General features: G+C 36.1%; 19 protein-coding genes and 2 pseudogenes. 10 read left to right on the forward strand and 11 right to left on the reverse strand.

All coding sequences use genetic code 11. The features are described 5' to 3' along the window. From F6K13_RS00005 to F6K13_RS00015, 3 genes are all read right to left on the reverse strand, one after another. Window positions 1-1,207, reverse strand: a 1,207-nt coding sequence (locus F6K13_RS00005) for a condensation domain-containing protein (RefSeq protein ID WP_287286619.1), incomplete at its 3' end; no start/stop codon positions are given. 564 nt (window positions 1,208-1,771) lie between these two features. Next, window positions 1,772-5,053 carry a WD40 repeat domain-containing protein gene (locus F6K13_RS00010; protein WP_287286621.1) on the reverse strand — a complete coding sequence of 1,094 codons (3,282 nt, stop codon included), beginning with the start codon at window positions 5,051-5,053 and terminating at the stop codon, window positions 1,772-1,774. A 30-nt stretch (window positions 5,054-5,083) separates the two neighbouring features. Next, window positions 5,084-5,941: an AAA-like domain-containing protein gene (locus tag F6K13_RS00015; RefSeq protein ID WP_287286622.1), complete on the reverse strand. Its 858-nt coding sequence runs from the start codon at window positions 5,939-5,941 to the stop codon at window positions 5,084-5,086. An 887-nt stretch (window positions 5,942-6,828) separates the two neighbouring features. Here F6K13_RS00015 and F6K13_RS00020 point away from each other — a divergent pair. Beyond that, a pseudogene (locus F6K13_RS00020) lies at window positions 6,829-7,497 on the forward strand (NAD(P)H-dependent oxidoreductase). Window positions 7,498-7,805: 308 nt separating this feature from the next. Here F6K13_RS00020 and F6K13_RS00025 read toward each other — a convergent pair. Beyond that, window positions 7,806-8,144 carry a P-II family nitrogen regulator gene (locus F6K13_RS00025; protein ID WP_124145918.1) on the reverse strand — a complete coding sequence of 113 codons (339 nt, stop codon included), beginning with the start codon at window positions 8,142-8,144 and terminating at the stop codon, window positions 7,806-7,808. 513 nt (window positions 8,145-8,657) lie between these two features. On the opposite strand from F6K13_RS00025, the gene ilvB reads away from it, so the two are divergent. Continuing rightward, window positions 8,658-10,496 carry a biosynthetic-type acetolactate synthase large subunit gene (gene ilvB, locus F6K13_RS00030; protein ID WP_124145917.1) on the forward strand — a complete coding sequence of 613 codons (1,839 nt, stop codon included), beginning with the start codon at window positions 8,658-8,660 and terminating at the stop codon, window positions 10,494-10,496. Between the two features lie 769 nt (window positions 10,497-11,265). Here the strand turns inward: ilvB and F6K13_RS00035 are convergent. Beyond that, on the reverse strand, window positions 11,266-11,526 hold the full coding sequence (locus F6K13_RS00035) for a hypothetical protein (protein WP_124154563.1): 261 nt from the start codon (window positions 11,524-11,526) through the stop codon (window positions 11,266-11,268). A gap of 39 nt (window positions 11,527-11,565) precedes the next feature. Further along, window positions 11,566-12,738 (reverse strand): N-acetylglucosamine-6-phosphate deacetylase, encoded by a 1,173-nt coding sequence (gene nagA / locus F6K13_RS00040; RefSeq protein ID WP_124145916.1) that lies wholly within the window; start codon window positions 12,736-12,738, stop codon window positions 11,566-11,568. A 326-nt stretch (window positions 12,739-13,064) separates the two neighbouring features. On the opposite strand from nagA, the pseudogene F6K13_RS00045 reads away from it, so the two are divergent. From F6K13_RS00045 to F6K13_RS00065, 6 genes and pseudogenes are all read left to right on the forward strand, one after another. Continuing rightward, window positions 13,065-13,574, forward strand: a pseudogene (locus F6K13_RS00045) (chromophore lyase CpcT/CpeT); the annotation flags it as partial. Window positions 13,575-13,604: 30 nt separating this feature from the next. Then, on the forward strand, window positions 13,605-13,691 hold the full coding sequence (locus F6K13_RS34790) for a PEP-CTERM sorting domain-containing protein (protein ID WP_353735623.1): 87 nt from the start codon (window positions 13,605-13,607) through the stop codon (window positions 13,689-13,691). Further along, on the forward strand, window positions 13,684-13,812 hold the full coding sequence (locus tag F6K13_RS00050; RefSeq protein WP_275670404.1) for a hypothetical protein: 129 nt from the start codon (window positions 13,684-13,686) through the stop codon (window positions 13,810-13,812). The genes F6K13_RS34790 and F6K13_RS00050 overlap by 8 nt, the downstream gene beginning before the upstream one ends. A 212-nt stretch (window positions 13,813-14,024) precedes the next feature. Further along, complete coding sequence (purE, locus tag F6K13_RS00055) at window positions 14,025-14,558, forward strand: 5-(carboxyamino)imidazole ribonucleotide mutase (RefSeq protein WP_375339375.1); 534 nt, start codon at window positions 14,025-14,027, stop codon at window positions 14,556-14,558. Window positions 14,559-14,743: 185 nt separating this feature from the next. Continuing rightward, window positions 14,744-16,201 carry an ammonium transporter gene (locus F6K13_RS00060; RefSeq protein ID WP_124145913.1) on the forward strand — a complete coding sequence of 486 codons (1,458 nt, stop codon included), beginning with the start codon at window positions 14,744-14,746 and terminating at the stop codon, window positions 16,199-16,201. 77 nt (window positions 16,202-16,278) lie between these two features. After that, window positions 16,279-17,142: an SGNH/GDSL hydrolase family protein gene (locus F6K13_RS00065; protein WP_240039061.1), complete on the forward strand. Its 864-nt coding sequence runs from the start codon at window positions 16,279-16,281 to the stop codon at window positions 17,140-17,142. Between the two features lie 287 nt (window positions 17,143-17,429). Here the strand turns inward: F6K13_RS00065 and F6K13_RS00070 are convergent, their stop codons facing one another. Further along, a complete protein-coding gene (locus F6K13_RS00070) occupies window positions 17,430-17,735 on the reverse strand; it encodes a hypothetical protein (protein WP_124145912.1) in 306 nt (101 codons plus the stop codon). Between the two features lie 784 nt (window positions 17,736-18,519). On the opposite strand from F6K13_RS00070, the gene F6K13_RS00075 reads away from it, so the two are divergent. Both F6K13_RS00075 and F6K13_RS00080 read left to right on the forward strand, forming a co-directional pair. After that, on the forward strand, window positions 18,520-19,725 hold the full coding sequence (locus F6K13_RS00075) for a 4-hydroxy-3-methylbut-2-enyl diphosphate reductase (protein WP_124145911.1): 1,206 nt from the start codon (window positions 18,520-18,522) through the stop codon (window positions 19,723-19,725). A 472-nt stretch (window positions 19,726-20,197) separates the two neighbouring features. Next, window positions 20,198-20,620 (forward strand): hypothetical protein, encoded by a 423-nt coding sequence (locus F6K13_RS00080; protein ID WP_287286623.1) that lies wholly within the window; start codon window positions 20,198-20,200, stop codon window positions 20,618-20,620. A 95-nt stretch (window positions 20,621-20,715) separates the two neighbouring features. Here the strand turns inward: F6K13_RS00080 and F6K13_RS00085 are convergent, their stop codons facing one another. The 4 genes from F6K13_RS00085 to F6K13_RS00100 all read right to left on the reverse strand — a co-directional run. Further along, the gene (locus F6K13_RS00085) at window positions 20,716-23,253 is read right to left on the reverse strand and encodes a glycosyltransferase (RefSeq protein WP_124154304.1); all 2,538 of its coding nucleotides are present in this window, start codon (window positions 23,251-23,253) and stop codon (window positions 20,716-20,718) included. Between the two features lie 71 nt (window positions 23,254-23,324). Next, window positions 23,325-24,104 carry a sulfotransferase family 2 domain-containing protein gene (locus F6K13_RS00090; protein WP_124145747.1) on the reverse strand — a complete coding sequence of 260 codons (780 nt, stop codon included), beginning with the start codon at window positions 24,102-24,104 and terminating at the stop codon, window positions 23,325-23,327. Next, the gene (locus F6K13_RS00095; RefSeq protein ID WP_205127426.1) at window positions 24,105-24,839 is read right to left on the reverse strand and encodes a CatB-related O-acetyltransferase; all 735 of its coding nucleotides are present in this window, start codon (window positions 24,837-24,839) and stop codon (window positions 24,105-24,107) included. An 11-nt stretch (window positions 24,840-24,850) separates the two neighbouring features. Beyond that, window positions 24,851-25,598: glycosyltransferase (locus F6K13_RS00100; protein WP_287286626.1), on the reverse strand; the 748-nt coding region annotated here is incomplete at its 5' end.

Raw genomic sequence — 25,598 nt, forward strand, 5'->3', positions numbered from 1 at the left:
GACTAATTAAAGGTTGAGTGTATACAAAGTTAAAAGTTATTTTGTCTTGAAAAGTTGAAACACTAACATCAAAAACGCTACCCAAAATAGTTATTGATGCACCAAAACTAATTTCTTCTAACTCAAACTGACCATAGTCAGATTGAATTTTCACTTTGCCAATATTAGAGACTATTATAGAACTAAGAGTTTTTTCAGGATTCTCTAAACAGTATTCTAAAGATTGACACAAAGAAAAAACATTATTGTAAATTTCCGGTGTTTTTAATCTTGCTTTAATTTGTTCTGTAGCTTGTTTTGCCAAATCCCAAAATGACATTTTCTCATTAACTATGTAAAAAGAATTTAAAGAAGAAATTAAGACAGCCATGTGTTCATCACCAATAGGATAATTTACTTTTCTTCTCATGTCTACAGCGGAAACACAACTAAAATAAAAGTCTTTATCTTTTGGTTCTAAATGTTTAGCTAATGCCAACATCATTGCCGAACAAATAGCTCCTTGAACAGTAACTTTTTCTTGTTTACAACGTTGAATAAGTTTTTGAGTCAAACTGGGATTTAATTGTTTTTGAATAAATCCACAGGTACGTTGTTGATGAGGTACATATTTTTCAAAAGGAAGGGTATCTATTGGTTGATTTGATGTTGATAATTCTGCATTATTTTCTATGGTGTAATCATTAATTATTTCTTCCATAGAGGGAGGGGGTGTTAATTTATCAACTTCAGGAATTTGGCTATCTGATACAATTTTTTGACAAAAACTCAAAATCTCTGAATATAAATGAACAGCAGAAATAGCATCTGTGATTGAATGATGAATTCTGGTAATCAAATAATTAGTTGTACTGTCTTCACTTGATTTAATCAGAGTAGCTCTTAGCAAGACTTTTTTGTTTTCAAACTTTGTGTTTAACTCATTCACAAAAATAGTTTGCCAATATTCAGATTCAGGATTCAAAATAACCTCTAAAGGTATTTTCTCTGTACCTTCAGTTTTAAACATTAAGTTATCCAAAGGTCCGACAATATGAGAATTTAATAGAGGATGCCGAAGTTGAACTAATAACAGCGATCGCCTCAAAACCTCTGGATCGAGAAATCCTTTGATTTTTCCAACTACTACAACGTGCAATGAGTTGGCCTCGCGCTGAACAACTTCCCAGCCTTTTTCTATACTGAAAAGAGGTCTATCATTAGTCATATTTTTATCCTAAATATATTCAACAATTAATAATTAATAATTTCCCCTAACGACTGCTTGTTTCTTTTTTCAAGGAAAGGCTTTAAACCTTAATTATTCGGTAAGGGAGTAGGAGAGGTAGGGAAAAGACAGAAACTTCTAACAAATTAAAATCTTGAGTAATACTAATACTATTTTGGGATAATTAAGGCTTGCTAATTAGGGTTTGCGCTCAAAAGTCTTTTTGTTAGGGTAGGGAGTAGGGAGTAGTTAAGAGGAGCGGATGAACGGGGAGTTGTACAAGAGGTAGTCGTTCATCATTGCCCCTGAGTTTTTCTCTCGTCATTACAAAAAAATCCTCACTTTTTCCACTCCATCCACCGAAAAGCTGATATTTCAGCAGTTCCTCAAATTCTTCAAACCAATATCTGTCAATGCTTTGATATTTAATCAGCAAGCCCTAATGAAATCTAAAAGCATTGATATATAAAGACAAGTACCTTTTTGGGGTCGAAAAAAGTGTCTGGTTTTCAGTCTAAAATGCTCAATTAGAAATTGAATACTGATAACTGATAACTGATTAAACTACTCACAAATTTCTAAATCTTCCTTCACCTTGGGATGAGTAATAAAATAATTTTGAAGCCAATCACAAGAACCTTTCAACAAATCATTCAATCCTTTCACGCGCCACAACTGTAAATTATTATCCACCAAAGTTGCCACATATTTACCATCCAAACTTAAAGCCTTAGCATTCTCAAATTGAGCTAATTGACGTCCAGTAATATCCCAAATTCTTACCATTCCATCTTTGCCCATACTAGCCACCTGTTCCCCATCAGCACTAAAAGTCAAATTATTCACACTACCTATATTGCCCTTCAGATCAGCAATTTGATTCCCCGAAAAATCCCAAATTTTGACTACCCCATTGCTATCTCCCGTCACTATGTACTTTCCAGATGGACTAAAAGCCATACTCTCGACCCAACTTGAAAGAATTTTCAATTCTGACACAAGCTGAAAAGAACTATCCCAGATTTTGGCAATACCATCCTCTCCAGCAGTACCAATATATTGTCCGTCTGGACTAAAAACCACATCCAACACACGACCATTATGCCCTTTTGACTCAGCCAACTGTTGACCAGAATTATTCCAGATGCGGGCAACACCATCTTCTCCCACCGTTGCTAAACGTTGCCCATCTGGGCTAAAACCAATTTGCTTTGCTCTCCCCTTTTTACCTTTTAGCTCTATCAACTCTTCTCCTGAAATCTTCCAAATTCTCCCCTGACCACTATCTCCCGCAGTAGCTAGACGTTGACCATCAGGACTAAAACTCATATCTCCAAACATTCCCAGATATCCATTGAATTGAGCTAAAGGTTTTCCCGAAATATCCCAAATACGGGCAGTACCATCAACTGCTGCTGTTGCTAATTTCTGACTATTAGAACTAAAACTTACTGACCCAAAAATATCGGAGTTTCCCTTGAGTGTTGTCTCATAATTACCTTCTAGTTCCCAAATTCTACCCGTACCATCCTCTCCTAAAGTTAATAGTCGTTGTCCATCAGCGTTAAAGTTAACTTCCCAAACCCTGCCTTGATGTCCTCTAAGATTGGCTAACAAATTACCATTATTGTTCCAAATTTTCACACTGCCGTCACTACCTGCTGTAGCTAAACGTTCACCATCTGGACTAAAACTAACACTGGTGACAATTCCTTGATGTCCAGGAAGTTTTGATAATACTTGGCCTGAAGTATCCCAGATCGCGACTGATCCATCTTCTCCTGCTGTAGCCAAACTTTTGCCATCCGGACTAAAGCTAACATTCCAGATCCCGCCTTCACCTCCCTTAAGTTTGGTTAGTAGTTTACCGGAACTACGTCGCCAAACCCTAATTGTGCCATCCCATCCAGCAGTGGCTAAACGTTGACCATCTGTACTAAATATTACTTTTTCGACGCTACCTTTATGCCCCCTGAGTCTGGCCAACTGTCTTCCGGATCGATTCCAAATTCTCGCAGTCCCATCCCATCCAGCAGTAGCTATATATTTACCATCAGGGCTAAATGTGACATCTAAGATTCGACCTTGATGTTTTTTGAGAGTCGCTATTTTCTTGCCTGATATATTCCAAATTCTTGCAGTGCCATCTTCTCCTGCTGTAGCTATATATTTACCATCAGGACTGAAAGTAATTTGCCAAATTTGACCTTCATGGCCTTTTAGTTCTACTTGCTGCTTACCCAGAAAATCCCAGATTCTAACTGTACTATCATCTCCTGCTGTAGCTAGAATGTTTCCTTCTGGTGAAAATTTAATGTGAGAAACTTTGCCCTGATGTCCTCTTAATTGAGCTACAGACTGACCTGAGTATTTGAGGATTTTGGCTGTACCATCATTGTTAACTGTGGCGAGTAGTTGGCCATCAGGACTCATGGTAATTTTTTTGACGTTGGGAATTTGATTTTTCTCGTGAATATTGTTGAGTATTTGTTGTAAGGCAAATATGGGACTTGTAGCTGGATAATATTGAAGTGGGCGATCGCCTCCAACTAATTCTTTTAGTTCTTTTCCAACTTGCATTGCTGATAGTAATGCTTCTATTTCTGCAATTTCAAATTTTCTTAAAGCACTAATTCCTTTGTGTTCTAGTTTTGTACCTTCTTGTGCTTCTTGAAGTTCATACTGTGCTTTTTCTAGTTGATATTCTGTTCTTTGAAGTTGGTTTTGTGTATCTTTAAAAAGTTTACTTGCCCAACCAACTACTGTCATTGCTGTTATTGATACTATAACTAAACCCGCCGCTCCTAGTTTGAGTTTATTCTGCTGATTTGAAGATGTTTTGACTTTTTTCCGAATTATCTGTTTTTTCTGAACTTTGTTATTAACTTTTTTTGCTGGTTTATCTGCTTGTTTCTGTTGTGACTGAAGTTGAATATTGTTGGAATTATTTTGAATTTTATTTGCTGCTATTTCCCCTAATTCCTGTTGTGGCTGAACCTGAATTTCATTGGAATTATTATTTTTATTATCTTTTTCTTTTGGGTTTAATACCCCTCCGTCTATAGTGTGTTTAAAATTGGATGAGGACTCAAATTCCAACCACTTTTTCTTCCTTCCTTCTTCCTTCTTCCTTCTTCCTTCTTCCCTGTGATCCAGATTTTTTTGTACTGGTATTTCCTGTTGTTTCTGTTGTGGCTGAAGCGGAATATTATTGGGATTATTCTGATTTTTTTGTGCTGTTATTTCTCCTAATTCATGTTGTGGCTGAACCTGAATTTCATTTGAATTATTATTTTTATTATCTTTTTCTTTTGAGTTTAATACCCCGCCATCTACAGGGTGTTTAAAATTGGATAGGGACTCAAACCCCAACAACTTTTTCTTCCTTCCTTCTTCCTTCTTCCTTCTTCCTTCTTCGGTGTGATTCTGATTTTTTTGTACTGGTATATCCTCTGGCTTAATCAAGCCATTATTATTTATTTGATTAGTTTCTTTAACTTCAATATTAGAGAAATCAGGTATCATTAGAGATATTTTTTCCCGGTCATTTAATTCTAATATTTGAGGATTAGTTTGAGGAGCAGAATTAGTTACTGTTGGTAAATATTGTTGTACCCATTCTTGATTAAAAATTTCTGCATATATCGGACTGTATACTTCTAAAAAACCATTATTGATTTTCGCTACACCAGACCTCAATAATTCTTTAATTTCCCATCTATTATTAGCGATCGCATCATTTTTAAATTTTTGATTATCTTGACCAGGCGGTCTTAATCTACCATGTTTTAATATTTGTTGATATATTTCTAAATGACTGGTAGATTTCTGTATATTCTTCAGCAAAAGATTTTGTACTTTATTGAAATGAATTGGCTAGTCTTGTGAATCCCAGTTTTCTATAACACAAATTTTTACTAAATCTTCTATTAAAGCTATCTCATTATAATTTTCTTCTCCTCTTCTTTCTCCCAGATAGTCAATCGCTATTTGACACAGTTTTTGCGTTAAAAATGGTTGTCCACCCGACCAATATAATATTTTTTCTATAACTTGTAGTGGCTGTTTAACTATGCCTTTAAATGGCTGTACTAAATGAGCTACTTCTTCTTTTTTGAAACTATTAAGTTCAATAAATCTACATCTATCTATTAAATTATCGGGTATAGTTTTTCCTAACAAAGCAAATGTTAAGCGTTGAAATTTTGGATTATTTGTTCTTTCCTCAAGACAATAATCAATTAATACCCCTAAACTACTAAAGCCCGAATTAACAACACTATCATCATTAACTTCATCTATAAAAATTACTATCTTCTCATTTTGAGTATTAACTAACAATACCTCTTCAATAAAAATAAATAATCTTTCATCCGCAGGTAAATCTGCCATTTCTTCCCACCATAATTCCGGGAAATGCCGAGGAAATAAAAAAGTATTCTCTAAAGTCAAAATTATTTGCTCATACCATTCTTCTAGAGTCAAAAGTTTATTATTAACTCTAGTCATATCTAAAGCAATACAGATAATATTTTCTGCTTGCAACAGTTGTATTGTTCTAATTTTTAAACTTGATTTTCCCGTTTGTGGAGAACTTAATACATAACAATATTCACCTTTCTTCAAAGCATTAAATAACTCTTTATCTACCGAGCGTCTAACATAAGTGGGATGTTCTAATGCTAAATAATTACCTACTTGATAGCTATATTCTTGATTCTTCTGTATTTTCATATTTATCAAAATAATATCGGTCTAAAACCCCGCCTTGATTGGCAAAATATTTTTGGAGCGAAGCTCAAATCCCTGTTAAAAAAGTAACTTCTGACTTCTAACTTCTGACTTCGTTAACTTGACTATTCTCACTAGCAACTGTATCAGATATAAAGCTTTCAATTCAAATTAACTCAAAATTACATTTTTATTATTTTATTCAGTTTTGAAAAATGAATGCTTATAGAAATCAACATTTGGAGAACAAATTTTTCCCTAGTTTATCCTTAATTAATTATACTTATGATATATTTTGAAGGAATATTTATATTTTCTTTGCTTTTACCCTGTAGCTCGATCCAAAAATTCCAGCAATAGTAAAAGGTCATTTCACTAAGAAGGAAGAAGGAAAAAGTGGATGGAGACTCAAACCCCAAGCAATTGTAAACACCGCTCATGAGGTGCGGGATATTAAACCCAAAGGAAAAAGATAAAAAAATTTAATTTTTCACAGAATCAAAAAAACGAGATAATAAATAATTAGTATTACAATTTTATTTTAATTAGCTATAGGTTTAGGAACAATTTGGATAGCCATCAAAAATGTGGAAAATTTCATAAACTAGCTCATAAACTAGCTATAAGTACAACAGGTTTTATCTCTCTAATTTAGATATTTATCCTAACTCCAGACTGCCTACAAATATGGTTAGGAATTTTCCGACTAGCCATCTATATATAGGTGATTGAATGTATAGCAATAGCCAGAGCAGTTAGGACTTGCTAATTATGAATCTTAGACTAGGCAATGTTTTTCCCACTGTTCCCTGTTCCCTGTTCCCTATTCCCTGAGATAAACTAAAAAGCTAATAATTTTCAAAATATTCTCAGGATAGAAAAACCAAAAGATGAAAGTATTAATTGTGTATTGGCATCCTGAACCCCAGAGTTTTAACGGTGCAATGTTTCGTCAAGTTTGTGAAGTTTTAGTAGATGCAGGGAATGAGGTAAAAACTTCAGATTTACATGAAATGAATTTTAATCCTGTTTCCAGCAGACAAAATTTTAAAACTGTCAAAGATCCAAATTATCTCAAACTACAACTTGAAGAAAAATATGCCACTGAAATGAATAGTTTTGCCGAAGATATAGACTCAGAAATAGAGAAAATTGAGTGGTGTGACCTAATGATTTGGCAATTTCCGTTGTAGTGGTTTGGTTTACCCGCAGTTTTCAAAGGGTGGGTTGACCGTGTTTTTGCTATGGGGCGCGTTTATGGCGGCGGTCGAATATATGAAACAGGAGTTTTTCAGGGAAAACGGGCGTTATTGTCGTTGACCACAGGTGGTATGGAAGATATCTATATTAAGGGAGGTTTCAACGGCGATATTAATGGAATTCTACGACCTATTCATAGAGGAATGTTTCAGTTTGTTGATTTTGATGTATTGGCACCAAAAATTGTATATGCACCTGTTCGGATTACCGATGAGCAGAGAGTGAAAATATTGGAAAATTATGCTGCTCCTCTGAAGGAAATAAGTAAAGAATTTGGCATTGATGTTGGTATTTATTAATATACCGTAGGTTGGAAAAACGGCAGTAATACTCAACAAAAAAAACCACATTTGTTTCAGTTACTTTCCCTCAATTCAACCTACAGCTATAACTACAATAAATGTTTTTAGAAGGTCTAACAAAAGCTAGACGTTAAATGTTAGGTTTTGAGGTATAAAAAAGTTTTGACACTTCAATTATTAGACCTCTTAAGCAAATTGAAAATCAAATAAATGACAAGACAAAAATCATAAATTTTTCTTTGCCAGAAGTCTCAAAGTAACTTCTAACTACCTATCACCTAACACGAAAAAACCTCTCTCTAAAACTAGATTGCTTCTATATTACTTTCCCCAGTCCTAATTCTCACAATTCTATCTACTGGAGCAATGAAAATCTTACCGTCACCGATCTCACCAGTACGGGAGGCAGAAATAATTTTTTCAACAACCATATCCACCTGGTCTTCTTCAACTACAATTTCAACCTTGAGTTTCTGCAAAAACTCAACCGTATACTCAGAACCACGATACCTTTCAGTTTGACCCTTCTGACGCCCAAAACCTCTGACTTCAGAAACAGTCATACCCACGATACCAGCATTAACGAGAGCAATTTTAACCTCGTCCAGCTTAAAAGGCCGAATAATAGCTTCTACTTTTTTCAAGTTATTCACTCCTTACACTTAATTTTTAAGTTTACTCGTTTATCAGGATGACATCTTTTCAGATCGTCGCCAAGTGGGCCTTATCAGGAAAGGCAGAGGGCAGGAGGCAGAAGGCAGAAGGGAATTGTTCCTCCTGCCATCTGTCTGCCCGTGACCGAAGGGAACAAGGGTATAAAACCCCATCGTCACTCGCGTTGCCTACAAGCTTGTTGGGGTCAGAAACTCCATCCAATTGCTCCTCTCTTGGTCAGCATTCCCTTGCGTCTGACGCCGACGCGGGGTCTGACCGCTTCTGCCCTCTTCCCTCTGCCTTCATTTATTAAGAAAAATACATTTACTCAGCAGTTTTTTGAGTAGGCTTCTAAAATCTTAAAAATACCGAAAAAATTACTCTTGTTAGAAAATCTTAAAGTTTTTTATAAATTATGTAAAAAAAGACTTTTTATTACATCTCATTTTTGATTAAAATTATACTTTTAACTATACATAATAGTATCTAGAGAGGAATTGCCTGTGCAATTACAAACTAAAGTTACCCTAAAACGAGCAACGGGTGCTTTTGCACTAATGGATAGTCTCAAGCGTCATGGAGTCAAACACATATTTGGCTATCCCGGGGGTGCAATATTACCAATTTACGACGAACTCTACCGTTCAGAAGCAGCAGGAGACCTAGAGCATATTCTAGTCAGACACGAACAAGGAGCTGCTCATGCCGCCGATGGATATGCCCGTGCCACTGGTAAAGTAGGTGTATGCTTTGCTACATCAGGTCCCGGAGCCACAAATTTAGTAACAGGCATAGCTACTGCTCACATGGACTCAATTCCTATGGTAGTAGTTACAGGCCAAGTCGGCCGAAAAATGATTGGTACTGATGCCTTTCAAGAAACAGACATTTATGGCATTACTCTACCAGTTGTTAAACATTCTTATGTTGTCCGAGACCCAAGGGATATGGCCGGAATTATTGCTGAGGCATTCCATATTGCTAGTACAGGTCGTCCTGGCCCAGTCTTGATTGACATTCCCAAAGATGTAGGTTTGGAAGAATTTGACTATGAACCCGTAGAACCAGGTTCCATCAAACTACCTGGATACCGTCCTACTGTCAAAGGCAACCCCCGGCAAATTAACCAAGCAGTAAATTTGATGCTAGAGGCACGCCGTCCTTTACTATATATAGGTGGTGGTGCCATCTCCGCAGATGCTCATGCAGAAATTCAAGAATTAGCAGAACATTTTAATATTCCTGCAACTACTACTTTGATGGGTAAAGGTGCTTTTAACGAACATCATCCCCTATCAGTAGGAATGTTAGGAATGCATGGTACTGCCTATGCTAATTTTGCGGTGAGTGAGTGCGACTTATTAATTGCTGTTGGTTCCCGTTTTGATGACCGGGTAACTGGAAAGTTAGACGAATTTGCTTGTCATGCGAAAGTAATTCATATTGATATTGACCCGGCAGAAGTAGGTAAAAACCGGACTCCTGATGTTCCTATTGTTGGGGATGTACGCCAAGTTTTGATAGACTTGCTGCGTCGTTGTCGAGAAACAGGAGATTTAGTTAATCCCGATCAAACTCAGCCTTGGTTAGAAAAGATTAATCGCTGGAAACAAGATTATCCTTTAGTTGCCCCCCAACATTCAGATAGTATTTCACCCCAAGAGGTAATTAACGAAATCGGCAAAATGGCTCCAGATGCTTACTATACAACTGATGTTGGTCAGCATCAAATGTGGGCTGCTCAATTTCTGAAAAATGGGCCTCGGCAATGGATCTCTAGTGCAGGTTTGGGGACTATGGGTTATGGGATGCCTGCTGCTATGGGGGCAAAGGTGGCACTGCCAAACCGGGAGGTGATTTGTATTGCTGGTGATGCGAGTATTCAAATGAATATTCAGGAGTTGGGGACTCTGGCACAGTATGGCATTAATGTTAAAACTGTAATTATTAATAATGGCTGGCAGGGTATGGTGCGTCAATGGCAAGAGGCATTTTTTGGTGAGCGCTATTCTTCTTCTAATATGGAGGTGGGAATGCCTGATTTTGTGATGTTGGCTCAGGCTTATGGAATTAAAGGTATGATGATTTCTTGTCGGGAGGAGCTGAAAGAGGCGATCGCTCAAATGCTGGCTCACGATGGACCTGTATTGATGGATGTTCGTGTGACTAAGGATGAGAATTGTTATCCAATGATAGCGCCTGGTAAGAATAATGCTCAAATGGTTGGTTTACCTATTCGTAAGCAACTTGAACAAGCTGTGGAGTTCATTACTTGTAGTAATTGTGGGGCACAAAATAGTGTTACTCATAATTTCTGTCCTGAATGTGGCGTTAAATTGTAATTGAGAAGGAAGAGGGAAGAAGGAAGAAGGAAGAGGGAAGAGGGAAGAGGGAAGAGGGAAGAAGAAAAATATTGCTTTGTCTAACAAGGCTTACGCACCAAGCGCCATATCTAGTAGGGGCGAATGGCATTTGCTAAGGCAAAGCTCCGAATTGCGCCCCCTACTGGACTGACACACCTTAAATGGTGCATTAGGGAGTGGGGAAGTGGGGGAGTGGGGGAGTAGGGGAGTAGGGGAGATAAAGACACAAATCTATTGCACAGTTTTAGCTGTGTCAGTCTACTACAGATAGCTTTCAGCAGATTTTTTTTGAGATGCTCTGGTTTGCCTTTGGGTGGCATCTGGTTCTAAAAGTATTCCGGAATAGAAAAATCTCCCGAACAATTATTCCGACTTTATCTGTCTTGCCAAATTTTTCAGCAGATTTTTTTTGAGGGACTATGGTTTGCCTTTGGTTGGCATCTCGTTCCAAAAGTATTGCGGAACAAAAAAATTTCCCGAACAATTCTTCCGATTACTTCAGGAAGAAATAGGGAAGAGGGAAGAGGGAAGAGGGAAAATATTGCTTTGTCTGAGTTTTAAAAAGTATTTCGGAACAGAAAAATTTCCCGAACAATTATTCCGGCTTTATCTGTCTTGCCAAATTTTTCAGCAGATTTTTTTTGAGGGACTATGGTTTGTCTTTGGTTGGCATCTGGTTCTAAAAGTATTGCGGAACAAAAAAATCTCCCGAACAATTATTCCGACTTTATCTGTCTTGCCAAATTTTTCAGCAGATTTTTTTTGAGGCACTGTGGTTTGCCTTTGGGTAGCATCTCGTTCCAAAAGTATTCCGGAACAGAAAAATCTCCCGAACAATTATTCCGACTTTATCTGTCTTGCCAAATTTTTCAGCAGATTTTTTTTTGAGGCACTGTGGTTTGCCCTTGGGTAGCATCCCGTTCCAAAAGTATTCCGGAACAGAAAAATCTCCCGAACAATTCTTCCGACTACTTTCTCGGTCTTCCCACCCTCCCCACACTTCCCACATTTTGCTTTTTTCAGCAAACTCTAAATATTCTCTGCCAACTCAAATCCTCGTTACAAAAATAACTTCTGACTTCTGACTTCTGACTTCTGACTTCGTTACCCTCCATCTCAATAAATTTTTCCCAGACTTACCAATAATTTCACTATCTATTCCTAACGCCTTCCGGGGTGCAATAGTCGCCAAATAAATTCCCGTCTCAATATCACAAATTCCCCACTTCACCAAATTATTAACCCCAACTAATAAAGGTAAAGTTGTTCCTGATAAAGTTCCATCTTTTAATCTTGCCGTACCATTTTTAACTTCTATTTCTCTAGTATCCCAAGGATAAATTCCATCAGGTAATCCCAAGGGTGATAAAGCATCACTAACCAAAAATATTCCCTGTTGATATTGACTCGCTTTCAACAAAATTTCTATCATTGTTGAACAGACGTGCTGACCATCAGCAATTAAACCACACATAACATCCGAATTTGTAATTGCTGCCCCTAATAAACCTGGTTTTCGATGATGTAAACTCGGCATCGCATTAAAAGCATGAGTCACCATTGAAGCTCCAAGTTTAAAAGCTTTTTCTGCTTCATTTGCTGTGGCTTGAGAATGCCCTAAACTAACTGTAATTCCTAGATTTTTTAAATAGGGAATAACTGTTTCTGTGGAGTCTAATTCTGGAGCTAAAGTAATGATTTTAACTATCTCAGCATACTCTCCCAAAACTTCTTTGACATTTTTGAGCGTTAATGGTAGTAAATATTCTAATGGATGAGCGCCTCGCTTTTCTGGATTGAGAAAAGGACCTTCTAAATGAACACCCCAAATTTTTGCCATTTCTGGGTCTTGAGGTTGTGAGGCCAAATTGTGGAAGATTTGGAGCGATCGCTGAATATTATCTATAGAAGTTGTGACAATAGTGGGCAAAAAAGCATCTATTCCTTGTTGCCATAAATACTGACAAATCTCCTGTATTTTAGTAGTAGAATTTGCATCTACTTCCGGAAAAGCTAAACCTAAAGCACCATTAATTTGTAAATCAAACCCACCGAGAGAAACCCAATCTTGTTGAACATCAATAGTGGCAGATGAGGTATGTAAAAGTTCTTCTGTTTGAGGGATAATTTGTTTAATATTGCCAGTAGAGTCGATTAAAATCTGCTGTAGATTTTGATCACCAGGGACTTTAGCGTTAATAATTCTAGTAGTTAAATTCACGAGCTTAAGTAGGTAGTTCTAAATTAAATGTTCAAAAAAGTTTAGGGGCGGGTTTAACCAAAAGCTTTGACTTCAGTACGGTCGAGTTCTAAAAACCCGCCCTTTAATATTACGTTTATTTATGCTCACCTACTTAAGTTAAAATTTCAAGAAAAATTAGAGTTAGGAAAATATTAGAATCTGTGTTAAACTAGGTGGCAATTTAATAAGATATTTTTGATGAAAAGAAGTGTAGAAAAATGCAGATAAATCAACTTAAATTTTGTACTCTAAGCACTCTACTTTTAAGTGTGACATTTGCTCAAAAAAGTCATGCTGCAACTATGATGCCTCCCATTTTATTTCAAGTGGAGCAGGTATCACAATGGTTCACTGGCTTATTTGATAATACTAAACAGGTTGCTGATAATCCTATGATTCCTCAGATTACAATGTCAAATTGTCCGGTTAAACTTATTGGCAGTGACCTGATGGAAAATACAGAAACTGTTTATTTAGAACAAACAACAGGAGGATTTCCTTTTCGGGTGCGCTTGTATTCTTTTTTTAGTAATAATGACTCTCAAGTTACTATTAGTATTAATCGTTTCCTCAACGAAACTTCTTTATTTGGTTTATGCGATCGCCCTGAATATGAATAGTTTATTAATGCTACAAATTTAGATGATTTTAACTGTGAAGTCAACCTTTCTTTTGTTTCTAATACCTATGTAGGGACTAACGACCCTGAAGGTTGTTCAACGACTTTTCCTGGAGGTACAGTTGTTTCTGATATTGTTATTCAGCCTAATAGTATTGACTCTTTAGATAGTATTTTTGATGGTAATGGTAATCTGTTATTTGGCACACCTATAACCTTTAATCGCATTGAAGCAGTTCCTGAACCGTCGATATTATTCGGGTTATTTATATTAAGTAGTTTAGGATTAGGAAAAGCCTCTAAACATGATTAAAAAAATCTGGTTTCTGGGAATAACGATGAAAGAGTCAGGAGTCAGGAGTCAGGAGTTAGGAGTTAGGAGTCAGGAGTCAGGAGGAAAGAAAGAAGAGGAGGAAAAGGAGAAAGTTTTTTGATCGCTAATTATCCGGACATGATTAGGACTTACGCAGATATGCTATATATAGCGCTCACAACTATTGGACAATAGTTATCATACTCTATACATAGTGCCTTTGCGTAAGTCCTGATGATATTATAAAAATTTTCTTTTCACAAAGGTAGACTACAAAACTTTTGCCCTCTGCCCTCTGCCTTCTGCCTTTAAGCTAAAATCTCTGTATTTTTAATGAAAACTCCTATAAATATGAACCCAATCATCGGAATTATTATGGGCAGTGACTCAGACTTGCCCACAATGAAAGAAGCGATCGCTATCTGTGAAGAATTTGAAGTCCCCTCAGAAGTCGCCATTGTCTCTGCCCACCGCACGCCCCAGAGAATGTTTGAATATGCCCAAACTGCCCATCAAAGAGGATTAAAAGTCATAATTGCCGGAGCGGGTGGTGCAGCACATTTACCAGGGATGGTCGCATCTTTAACGCCACTACCGGTAATTGGTGTCCCTGTACAAACCAGAACATTACAAGGTATAGACTCCCTATACTCTATAGTACAAATGCCAAGAGGAATACCAGTAGCCACAGTAGCGATCGGCAATGCTAAAAATGCTGGTTTATTAGCAATTCAAATATTAGCATCCCACCAACCAGAATTATTAGAACGAGTCCAAAAATATCGTCAGACCCTAGCTGAATCAGTAATGGACAAACAAACTAAATTAGAGGAAATGGGGTACCAGGAATATTTAACACAAATTTAATTAAATTGCAAACATTTGAGAGCAAAAATCTGACAAATAATTGGTATTGTTACAGGCAGAGACTTTTGTGAAAAGACTCAAACAGCTATTGCTACTAAATCAAATAAAAGTAGCAAGAGATACAGAAAATCTATACAAGAATTGATGCGCTATTTTCACTTGTAAACTATTAATTAGTTCTCACAATGAAATCTAAAGTAAAGTTCAAGAACAATAGAACAAAAAAGAAACAGTTATTATCAGCAAGATATAGCAGTTTCTTAGAACCGACAGCACTGATAAACAGGTTAGATCGGACAAGATGGTTTTCCCCTGCGACATTAGCCTGCATACCCCTAGTATTCATAATTATTGCGTTATGGGCAGGAGCTGCCACAGCTCAAGACCAAGAATTAACCCCAGAGTATGTCAAAGGGGTATTAGACTCAATATGGATTTTGGTAGCTTCAATATTTGTGATTTTTATGAATGCTGGTTTCGGAATGTTAGAAACAGGTTTTTGTCGTCATAAAAATGCAGTTAATATTTTAGCAAAAAACCTAATTGTATTTGCCTTAGCTACATTAGTTTATTGGTCTATAGGATTTTCCATAATGTTTGCTGGGGACCATCCCTTCATTGGTGGGGGTGGTTTTTTCCTAACTGGGGAAGCTACTAGCTACGGACTAGACCCATTTCCTTCTGGTTTACCATTGCCTGTATTTTTTCTATTCCAAGCAGCTTTTGCCGCTACGGCAGCCACCATTGTTTCTGGCGCTGTAGCTGAAAGGATTGAATTTAGTGCCTTTTTATTCTTTAGCTTGTTAATCACAGGTATTTCATACCCCATTACCGGACATTGGATCTGGGGTGGTGGTTGGCTAGCTGAAATGGGCTTCGGTGATTTTGCCGGTTCAACAGCAGTCCACTCAGTGGGTGGTTGGGCAGCACTGGTCGGAGCATATATTTTAGGGCCAAGAATGGGCAAATATGATGAGGATGACCAACCGAGAGCTATTCCTGGTCATAATATGGGTTTTGCTACCTTGGGCTGTTTAATTCTGTGGATCGGCTGGTTTGGCTTTAACCCTGGTTCAGAACTAGCAGCAAACGAAAATGTGGCCTATATCGCCGTAACTACAAATTTAGCAGCAGCAGCAGGGGGAGCTACCGCAACTATTACATCTTGGTTGAAAGATGGTAAGCCAGACCTTTCAATGATTATTAACGGCGTTTTAGCTGGACTGGTAGGTATTACAGCAGGTTGTAATGGCGTATCTTATTTAGAGGCAGTAATTATCGGTGCTGTTGCTGGCATCATTGTTGTGTTTTCTGTACCTTTGTTTGACCAGTTGAAAGTTGATGACCCAGTAGGTGCCACATCAGTTCACTTAGTCTGTGGAATCTGGGGTACTTTAGCTGTTGGTATTTTCGTTGAAGATGCTAATATTTTGACTCAGGCCATAGGTATTATCTCTGTAGGATTGTTTACAGTGATTATGAGTACTATCTTCTGGCTGGCTTTGAAAGCTACTACAGGTATTCGTGTCCATGGAGAACAAGAATTTGAAGGCTTGGATATTGCTGAACATGGTATGGAAGCTTATACAGGGTTTATGAAGGAACCTGATGCCCTTGGTACTGGCATAGTGCAAAAACACTAATGGGAAAATTCTAGGTAAAATAGCCATAGCCATAAATCAGTTACTTCAGTATCGGAGACTAATTTAATTCAGCTACGGTGTTTACTTTATCTAAAAATGTTCCAACTTGGGCTTGGTGTTCTTTAGCTGCTAACGGGCTACTGTTATTAACAGTGGCCACTTTAGTTATGAATGACTACAAATTGTCAGAAGAGCCTCAAGCAAATGCTACAATCAACTATGCTACTGATAGGATTAGAACTAATAGACCAAGTCCACTATTTGGGGAAGCGAGGAAAGAGCTTCTGGCTATTGGCAGAAACCATAAATGGACTTATGCACAATGGGTAGAACAGTTACAGCGAGAGGCGATCGCTGCAGCTAAAAATCGTCCTGATCGTCTAACTGTTATGGTGGGAGATTCTTTGAGTCTTTGGTTTCCATCGCAACTTCTCCCTAGAGATAGAACCTGGTTAAATCAAGGAATTTCTGGAGAAACTTCGTCTGGCCTATTGAAGCGACTTTATTTATTTGATAGTACGAGGCCAGAAACAATTTTTGTGATGATTGGTATTAATGATTTAATTCATGGAGAAAGCGATTGGGCGATTTTAGCAAATCAAAGAAGAATTATTAACGAATTACGATACATTCATCCTGGGAGTCAAATAGTTATCCAATCTATTTTACCCCATAGTGGAGAGGCGGCTATCTGGGAAGGTCGCGATTATCTTTTACAACTACCTAATAGTCGCATCAGAAGAATAAATCGTAGCCTAAAAGCGTTAGCTGATGATGAAGGAGCATTTTTTTTAAATCTTCACCCACTATTTACAGACTCTCAAGGTTTTCTCCGAGGGGATCTTAGTACCGATGGTCTGCATCTAAATGATAATGGTTATCAAATTTGGAGTACGGCGATCCAAATGTATAGCAAAATGAGATTAGAAGAACCCCAGTAATATCAAATCCGGTTGAATACTTATCATATATTTGGGGGTGGGGATATGGGGACCAACCCCTAATATCATGTTCGGTTGAATACTTATAAATGACTGTTGTGAGGAGTCAGGAGTCTGGAGGACCGAGTCAGGAGGAAATATTGGAGAAAAAGAACAAATATTCGAGAATAGTATTGATAATTTAAGTATTTGTTTGGTACTGTTGATACCCGGAGTCCTTCAATTTTATCATTTTCTTTGTGGGTTTAATACCCCACCGTCTACAAGGTGTTCAAAATTACTTGGGGTTAGAATCCCCATGTAATTTTCCTCCTGTCTCCTGTCTCCTGTCTCCTGTCTCCTTCTTCAATATAACTGACCCGTCCGAACATGATATAACCCCTCCCAGGATGGGAATATGGGGTTAGGGGGAGATTTAATATTGAAGTGTGGATAGAATTATAAACATATACTGTATAACCGGATTCTATGTAATACCATTTCTCAAAAACTTTTCTACATTTTATTGAGTGGGGGAGTAGGGACGTTGCATGCAACGTTCCTACAGAGTAAACATAAAAATAATTAATATTAACTGAGCTGCTAATTAGCAAAAATGGATTTTGTCTGTATTAATTATTTAATAACTGAAGTTTTACTTAAGTAAAGCATTACTTTTGAGAGTTGGTATAAGTAATTTCAGTTATCAGTTATAAGTTATCAGTAAATCTAGCTGAAATAAGAGGCTTGAAATCTGAAATATTCTTTCTCTTGGTCGATTGGATATGGCGTTAGCGGAGTGGCTCTGCAAGAGCAGGTTTCCTAGCCATCCCACCCTACAGGAAGCTCCGAATATCGACCGCTTTTTATACCCTTAAAAGGGGAGATTTTAGGCCATAAATTTTAGGTAAAGAGTTTTTCTATAACATAAGCCTTTTTATGCAAAACTCCATAATTTTAGTTCTCAAAGTGCTTGAATAACTTTCCACTTTTTATATCAAAACACAAATTACCCCCTAAAATGGGGAAGCTTTAAACTGAATTTTTCGGTAACTATTTTTTTTGAATTTGATAGAAATAATTAGCGGTTCACCAGTTTTTGTAATACTTGATTATACTCATATGTGGAATGTGGAATATTCAGAAAATCATACCAATTTTATTTCAGGTATTAGGTAGTTATAAAATCTCCTAAACTAGGAACATATTATATTTATTTCTGCCCATCGACTTACCAGTTTATGTGTAATTTATACCATGTCTGCTTAATTAGAGATCAAAACATTTTTTTCTCTATCATTCCTGCTTCCTCTTTCCTAGTTCTTGCTCCCTACCCGTAACGCTATAAGTACTAATTGCTATAAGATAAAAGAGATTTATCAAGGGTTGAAAATAATCATGGATACAAAAGCTTTTACCAGAGCACTAAAAAAATCTGAGAATTATAACCGCAAAGGGTTTGGTCATGGGGAAGAAGTTGCCACAGTTATGCAGTCTGTTTATCAAAGTAACTTAATCCAACAAATTAGAGATAATGATTATACCCTACAAAAAGGGGATGTTACTATCAAACTCGCAAAAGCTTTTGGTTTTTGTTGGGGTGTTGAAAGGTCAGTAGCAATAGCTTATGAAACTCGTCAACATTTTCCTAACCAACAAATTTGGATTACTTATGAACTAATTCATAATCCTTCTGTTAATCAAGATATGAGGGATATGAAAGTTAAATTTATCCCTGTAATTGATGGTAAAAAAGATTTTTCTGTAGTTGGAGATAATGATGTTGTAATATTACCTGCTTTTGGTGCAAGTATTCAGGAAATGCAAATATTAAAGGAGAAAAATTGTCAAATTGTTGATACTACTTGCCCTTGGGTTTCTAAAGTTTGGAACAGTGTTGAAAAACACAAAAAGAAAAAATTTACTTCTATTATTCACGGTAAATATAGTCATGCAGAAACTATAGCTACTAGCTCTTTTGCTGATAAATATTTGATAGTTCTGAATAAATCGCAGGCAGAATATATCTGTAATTATATTCTTAATGGTGGCAACCGTGATGAATTTATAGATAAGTTTAAAAATGCTTATTCTGAAGGTTTCGATCCAGATTTAGATTTAGAACAAATTGGTATTGCTAATCAGACTACTATGCTGAAAAGTGAAACTGAGCAAATAGGAAAGTTGCTAGAACGAACAATGATGAAAAAGTACGGACCAGATAAATTAAATGAGCATTATCAAAATTTTAATACTATCTGCGATGCGACTCAAGAAAGACAAGATGCAATGGCAGGTTTATTTGATGAAAAGTTAGATTTAATGGTAGTAATAGGAGGCTTTAATTCTTCTAATACGACTCATTTACAGGAAATGGCAATAGAAAATGGCATTCCTTCCTATCATATTGATGGTGCTAACAGAATTTTATCTGGGAATAGAATTGAACATAAACCTTTAGGAAGTGAGGTAAAAATATCTGAAGGTTGGTTACCTGAAGGTGAGGTAGTTGTGGGTGTGACTTCTGGCGCTTCAACCCCAGATAAAGCTGTTGAAGATACTATTAATAAAATTTTGGCAATGAAGTTGGTTGCTGTGAATTGAATATTGGTTTGTTTTGATTGATAAAATTGAGGGGTAAACTTAATATCACAGTTTCACCCCTACTAGAAAACAATACTGTAGTTTTAATTGATTCTTTGGAGAGTTTTGTCGCTCTCTTACCGAAAAATTGTGGGTATGCGCCTCCCCTTTTAAGGGGATAATAAAGAAAAATTTTCATTATTAGTCAATCCTCTCCTTGAAAAGAAGAGGTAATAATTAATTATTAATTATTAATTATTAATTATTAATTGTTGAACTCAGAAATAGCGATCGCCTGTCCGTCTACTGGACTGAATTGTTAGAAAAAAAGAGAAGGTAGCTGCTATAAGTATACCTAATATTAAATCCGGTTAAACAGCCATAGAATGGTTAAGTTAGGAGTCCTCAGGAGACAACCCACCCCTCGCCCCTCCCCCTCCCAGGAGGGGAAAACAGGAGACAGAATTTTAGAAGAAAATTATAGCTGCCGTGATTGAGTCATCATCAGAGCAAGTATTTATGCGTAAATTTTTTCTTAGATGATGACAGTGATGGTACAACAGACCGCTATCTACCTTATGGCACTGGTGCAGGAGAAGACCAATATCTCTCAGGTGACTGGGATGGCGATGGTATAGATGAAATTGCCTTGCGACGTGGAAACGTAATGTTCTTAGATGATGACAGTGATGGTACAACAGACCGCTATCTACCTTATGGCACTGGTGCAGGAGAAGACCAATATCTCTCAGGTGACTGGGATGGCGATGGTATAGATGAAATTGCCTTGCGACGTGACGATAAATTCTTGATGAATTATGATACTGATGGCACACCAGATCGATATTTAGTTTATGGGTTAGGAAATGCGGAAGATGAATACTTGATAGGAGTTTTTTCAGACACTGTAGTGTAGTCTAATTTGATATAAAAAGGGATATCTTTTGACTTTAATTAAGCTCATGGATATCCCTTTTTAGCTGAAAACTATTGACCAATAGTTACCCGTATCTAATTTTCCAAAGATTTTAAGATAGACTTTAAAGTTTCTGAAAAAACTTGAGGAGAACATTCAGTTTCAACTCGCTTCATGGCATTTTTTCTAAGTTTATTCCACAAAGCTGAATCTTGATAAAGTTTGATACATTGTTGAGCAAAATCTACATTATTATCACCAACTAATAATTCTGTTTCATTTTTCCATCCTAACTGTTGAGCAATTAAAGATGTAGTCACAATAGGTAAACCATAAGCTGCTGCTTCATGTACTTTATGAGGAATTCCTGCTGCATATCGAGTGGGAGCTACAAATAATCTGGCCTGATTATAAAATGGTGTTAAATCATCTACTTTTCCTAATACTTTGATTGATGGGTTGTTTAAACTATTTACTTTTTGTTCAATTTCTTCTACAGTATTATTCCCAATAATTATCAATTCTACTGTTAAACCAAGTTGCTCTTGAATCATCGGAAATATTTCCGAAGTTAGCCATAAAATAGAATCAGCATTAGGAGATTTTTTTTCATATATTGAACCCACAAACAGTAAATTTTCTCTTTCTGCAAAAGTTTTAGGAGTAGGATTAATTGATAGAGAATGACCTAATAAACTGACATTAGTATAACCTTGTGAAAGAAATTGTTGTTGTTCTTGGGAGGAAACAGTAATAATATGATGGCTATTTTTAGCTAGCTTAATTTCTTCTTTAATGGCTGTTTGACGTTCTATTTCAGTAAAAGTAATTTGATTTAAACGTTTATATTCATAGTCTCGAATACTAAATATTGCTTCAGCATCATAAATAATTTTGGCTGATTTGAGAATATTTTCTTTAGCTAAAATAGAGTTTAAATGTTTAATATTATGGGGACGACTAATCAAAACTAAATCATAATATCCTTTGCGTTCTTTTAAAAAATCTTCTAACATAATTAACCCATATCCCCGCATAACTTCAACAGTTTGGGGAATATTACAATAAATAGTTGACCAATCTTCGAGATGACTGAGGTCTCCTGGATAAAGGGTGACAAAATAGCCTAATTTAACAAGACTACAGAGAATAGAATGACTGCGGGTATAACCCGAACCTAACCAAGGATGAGGAATTCTATCATCAATAAATAATATGTGTTTTGGTTTTTCTCTAGCTTGAGTTCGAGCAAATATTAAATTCTTCAGTTCAGTAGAATATTGAGACGAAAACCAGTCTTTGTGTTTTTGTTGAAATATCTTTTGATTTTTTTCCATCAGAGCGATCGCCTGTTTGCTGGAACCTGTATTACTGGAACTAGCAAACTCATAATGGAGAATATTTACATTGGGGTCGTAAATAATTTTTTTCCCTAATTTTTGCAGTCGCACACAATAGTCAGTTTCCTCAAAATAAGCTGGTTGATAATCTTCATCAAATCCTCCTAATTGTAAAAATAAATCCCGTCGAGTTAAGAGAAAAGCTGCGGAACAATAATCAACAGTACGTTTAAATTGATATTCTGGTGCAGTGGGTGAGTTTCCGCGTCCATATCCTAAGCAAGTACCATCTTGCCAAATGATACTTCCCGCTTCTTGGAGAGTACCATCGGGAAGGATTAGTTTTCCACCGACTGCACCAATATCATCTGAAGATTTTATGGTTTCGAGAGCGGAGGGGATACTATTGCCGAGAATTTGAGCATCATTATTTAAAAATAGGAGATAGTTTCCTTGGGCAATTTTGCTGCCTTGGTTACATCCCAGGAGATAGTGCAGATTTTGATGATTGAGGATAATTTTTGCCCCGTTTATCTGTTGTAGCAGTTGACGGGTGGTATCAGTGGAGTTGTTATCGACTAATATTAGTTCAAAAGATTTAAAGGAGTTTCTCAGAAGGGAGTATAAGCAGCTTAAAGTTATTTCTGCTCGGTTATAAAGAACAATAATGATGCTAATTTCTGGATTTTCAATTTTAGGGAAATTTAGTTGAGAGTTGGTATTGAGGAAGCTATCAAGGGTGATTTGATTAAGAGTATCAAGAGTTTGTTTTGCTTGGTCTAGTTGAGGAGTTTGGGGAAGAGACGGGGTTAGGGAACTTAAGGAATTTTGAGTAGATGGAAAACTCTCTGCTAAGGGATGGTTGGGTTGCAGTTGGAGAACTTTTTGATAGGCAAGTTGAGAGCGGTCAAATAATCCTTTTTTGGCAAACGCTTTTCCTAACCCCAAGTAAATTTCGGCATCATTGGGAGAAATTTCTAATGCTTGATAATAGGTTTGTAGATCGTCTGGGTTTTGTTGAATTTTCTGTTTGTAATAGTTAAGCAGATTAGTTTTTTCTGCTTTTGCTTGTTGTTGTAGAGCATCCCCGATTTTTTGATGTATTCCTGGGAAGTTGGGGTTGAGTTCGAGAGTGCGTTGGTAAGAGGCGATCGCTTCTGACCATCGTTTAACTTGGGTTAGTGATTCTCCTAACTCGTAATAAGATTGGTCATTAGGATTTTGTTGAACAATTTGATATAGTTCAATAATGTATTCTCCAACTTTTTCATCTTTGTAAAATGAAGAACTCATTTTCTTTTGTAATAAGTAAGTTTTGTATTAACTCTATATTTTTATAGGATAATAACTACCTTTTGACGTGATTAATGTGGAGGAAAAAATTTTTTATACAGTAAATTGTCCAATTCACAAAATTGTTCTATTTGTTGAATAACATTTTTATCTGCTCCTAACTCTTTCAATTTTTCTAATCTATCTTTAGCTTCTATAGTTTTATTCTGATTAACTAGGTAATTTTGAGAATTAAAACTTTTTGTAGACGTAATTTCTGATAAATCCTTTTTAAGTCTAGCTTGCCAATCATTAATATTATATACTTTATCTAAAGTAGACATATTTTCTAACGCTAATTTAAGAATATCTTCTGTATCTTTCAATATCTTATCTTTGCTAAGATTTTTTAATTTAGACCGCCCATTATAACTTCTACCTGCAAAATAATAAGTATAAAAGTTATCACAATGATCGTCTATAAAATTTCTAATAGATGTTTTTTGATTTACAAAATAGTCATAAGGAGAAAGAACCAAAGCCGCTTTTAAACCTTGTTTGTCACTTGCTTCTAACTCTTCTTTACTAAGTTTATTTGCTTCTTTTCTGAGATAGAAATAAAAAGATAAGATACGATCGCAAGGTTCTCTTAAAACAGTAAAAGTAAACTTATGACCTGGTAAGCTATCAAAAATACACCAGTCAAAATGTCCTGAAAATACCTGGTACTTATCCATTTCTTGCTTTGAGTAAGACAATAATTGATTATTGTCCCTAGCAGGACAAACTTTGTCTTTTCCTAAAAAATCAATTAATAGTTGATGGACTGATTGACCAGCAGTTTTTGGTATATGTAAAAAAATTATTTTCATCTATTTAAAAGTCCCTAAAAAAACTTTATTGGGTCGGTATTGTTTTTGATACTTTTTTAACTCTTCTATTTTGTCAACTGCTTTATTAATATCTTGAAAATCAATTTTTCCCAACTGCCAAGGAGAAAACTTCCACCACTGTAAAGCTTCTAAACGAGGAATTAATTCTTCATCTACCCTATATTTTTTCACAACAGCAGGGTTACCAGCAACTACAGCATAAGCTGGAACATCTTTAACAACAACAGCTCTAGCGGCAACAATTGCACCATTACCTATAGTAACACCAGCACGAACATAGGCTCCATGACCTATCCAAACATCATTACCTATGTTAGTTATTTTAACTTTAGTTCCAGGAACTTTTCCAACAAAATGAGAAATATATTGATGATATGATGTTGACTCGTCAAAAGAATGACCTACATCAAACAATTTTTCTGGTAGATATTGGAAGGGACTTGTGCTTAACCATGTAGTGGGATGATCCTGTCTTCCTATTTGTACATCTTCACCTATGGATGTATATCTACCTATTCTAGTAGCAAAGGAAAAACCACTAACTTGATAACTAAAAGCACCTAAATCTAATGAGTATTCAATACTGGCAAACTTCACACTACAAGGAGGTTCAAACCAACAGGAATTTGGCAACAAAAAAGTATTTGGACGTAATATTTCTACTCCATATTCTCTAAGTTTAGTTTTTAACTCTTTGGTAATTTCAATTTTCATAAATATCTATTTTAGAACAAATAATAACTATTCAAGAATGACTGTGAATAATAGTTGCCAATATTAACAGTATCTTCTTGCTCACGACATTGACTAGCAAAACTATATAATGCCTCAACCAAAGAAGCAACATTAACATTTGGCTCAATTAAATAACCTACTCCTAGCTTGCGAACCCTTTCACCTACTGCTCCTATATCAAAAGCAAAAGGATATAAACCATTTTCTAATGCTTCACTAAGAGTATAGCAATAAGTTTCTGGCCATGTACTAAAGAAGGCAGCAAAATCTAATTTACTTTTACTAATTAACTCATTTAGTTCTTCTTGTTTATAAGAGCCATAAATAGTAACATTTGACAATTTTTCAAATAAATTATTCTTTGCAGTTGTACCAATGACAATAAATTCAATTTCCTTCTTGATTTTGGCAGCATAACTGGCACAATCATAAAGAGTATTTAGACCTTTTATTTCTGATATACCACCAATTAAACCTATCTTAATGCTAGATTCATCATCATTTTGAGAGTGTAGAGTAATAGTTTTTCTTACTTCAGGATGATATCTTAATGTAAACTCTAATTCAGGAAAATATTTGCTCATTCTTGTAGTCATATCTTGACTAGGTACAAAGATTTTTCTGGCTCCTTTTAAGAAATTTTCTGAGTTTGAACGCCAGATTTCCATACTGTCTATTTCTTCGTATAATTTTTGTAGACTGTTATGGGCACCATGCTCTTCAATACATAATTCACAA

This window comes from Okeania sp. SIO2B9 (genome assembly GCF_010672505.1).
Lineage (GTDB): Bacteria > Cyanobacteriota > Cyanobacteriia > Cyanobacteriales > Microcoleaceae > Okeania > Okeania hirsuta.

Bases quoted from the DNA above. Each gene is read 5' to 3' on its own strand.
- F6K13_RS00015 (WP_287286622.1), bottom strand. From the start codon at position 5,941: ATGAAAATACAGAAGAATCAAGAATATAGCTATCAAGTAGGTAATTAT.
- F6K13_RS00035 (WP_124154563.1), bottom strand. From the start codon at position 11,526: ATGTGGGAAGTGTGGGGAGGGTGGGAAGACCGAGAAAGTAGTCGGAAG.
- F6K13_RS00050 (WP_275670404.1), top strand. From the start codon at position 13,684: ATGATTAAAAAAATCTGGTTTCTGGGAATAACGATGAAAGAGTCAGGA.
- purE (WP_375339375.1), top strand. From the start codon at position 14,025: ATGAAAACTCCTATAAATATGAACCCAATCATCGGAATTATTATGGGC.
- F6K13_RS00060 (WP_124145913.1), top strand. From the start codon at position 14,744: ATGAAATCTAAAGTAAAGTTCAAGAACAATAGAACAAAAAAGAAACAG.
- F6K13_RS00075 (WP_124145911.1), top strand. From the start codon at position 18,520: ATGGATACAAAAGCTTTTACCAGAGCACTAAAAAAATCTGAGAATTAT.
- F6K13_RS00085 (WP_124154304.1), bottom strand. From the start codon at position 23,253: ATGAGTTCTTCATTTTACAAAGATGAAAAAGTTGGAGAATACATTATT.
- F6K13_RS00090 (WP_124145747.1), bottom strand. From the start codon at position 24,104: ATGAAAATAATTTTTTTACATATACCAAAAACTGCTGGTCAATCAGTC.
- F6K13_RS00095 (WP_205127426.1), bottom strand. From the start codon at position 24,839: ATGAAAATTGAAATTACCAAAGAGTTAAAAACTAAACTTAGAGAATAT.